Source organism: Luteibacter sp. CQ10 (assembly GCF_040900725.1).
Lineage (GTDB): Bacteria > Pseudomonadota > Gammaproteobacteria > Xanthomonadales > Rhodanobacteraceae > Luteibacter.
On the sequence record NZ_JAEUYM010000027.1, the window covers coordinates 1 to 1267 of the forward strand.

The 1267-nt window shown below is 72.1% G+C and carries 1 protein-coding gene; it reads right to left on the bottom strand.

Annotation, left to right across the window (positions count from 1 at the left end; translation table 11 throughout):
- Positions 1-1267 (bottom strand): SDR family NAD(P)-dependent oxidoreductase (locus tag JNG39_RS21085; protein ID WP_368313925.1); only part of this gene is annotated, 1267 nt, incomplete at both ends.

A 1267-nucleotide genomic window follows, 5' to 3' on the forward strand; every position in this document is an offset into this window, starting at 1 on the left:
AGGCGTTCGCCATCGCGTAGTCGAGCTGACCGGCCGCCAGCGACGGCGAGAGGGCGCTCACCGACGAGAACAGCACGCAGAACGCCGGCGGCGTCGCGCGCAGACACCCGAGCAAGGCGTCGAGGCCATCGATCTTGGGTGCCAGCACCGCCCGCATCGCTTCCGGGGGCTTGCGCATGAACGCGGGCGTGCCGGGGTCGGTCGTGCCGGCACAATGAAGCACGCCGTGGATCGGCCCCATGTCGTCGCGCACGCTGCGCATTTCCCGCGCCAGGGCGCTACCGTCGCCGAGGTCTACCGCCGACACGCGCACCTGTGCGCCGAGCGACTCGAGGATGCGAACGGCGCGCACCTTGTCCCCCACCGTTCCGGGCACATCGGCGTGCGCGTCCCAGGTCGACCGGTCCGGAAGCGCGTCGCGCCCCGTCAGCACGACCCGTCGCACGCCATGCTCGGCGACGAAATGACGGGCACAGGCGTAGCCGAGCCCACGGGTACCTCCGGTAACCCACAGCACCCCATCGTCGGGCCACGCGATCGTGGCCTTCGGCGGCGACGCGGACGTGACCTCGACCAGTCGTGCGCGCCGACGTTCGCCGTGGATATAGCGCACCTCGCCGTCCTCGCCCGCAGCGGCGAATTCCTCCAGACAGGGTTCCAGCCAGGTGTCCGGGTCGGTCGTCTCCATGCGCACGAGGCGTGCCTGGATCCGCGCGTACTCGCCCTGCAACAACCGGTAGAGCGCCGCGCGGCCGTCCACGTCCGCCGTAACGCAGAGCGCCCGGCCGCCCTTCGAAGCGCGTGCGCGCAGCCATGCCTGCAGTGGCGCCAGGTCCGTCTCGGGTGACGCGGAACCTGGGCCGGCGACGTCGATCCAGCCGTCGTAGGCCGCCCAGTCGAGATCGGCAGGGTCGCCAGGTTCGTCCAGCCGCACGATGCGCGAGTCCGGCCAGTGTGCCAGGAGTGATTCGGCGAGCGTCGCGGTGTCCGCCCCGGCGAACACCACCACGCGGCACCGTTCCGGTGTCGACGCCGGGATGCCGGCCAAGGGCGCTGGGTCCCATCGCATGCCGAGGACGCGGTCGACGGGATCGGGCCCGTGGTCTGCCCGCGCGGCCTCATCGTGGGCCACGCCGACCCAGTGCCGCTCACGCTCGAAGGGATAGCCCGGCAGCGGGATGTGGCGCGGTGGCGGCGTGCCGAACAGGCGCGCCCAGGGCAGCGTGTAGCCCTGGCAGTGCAGGTCGGCCAGGGCGTGCAGGATCTC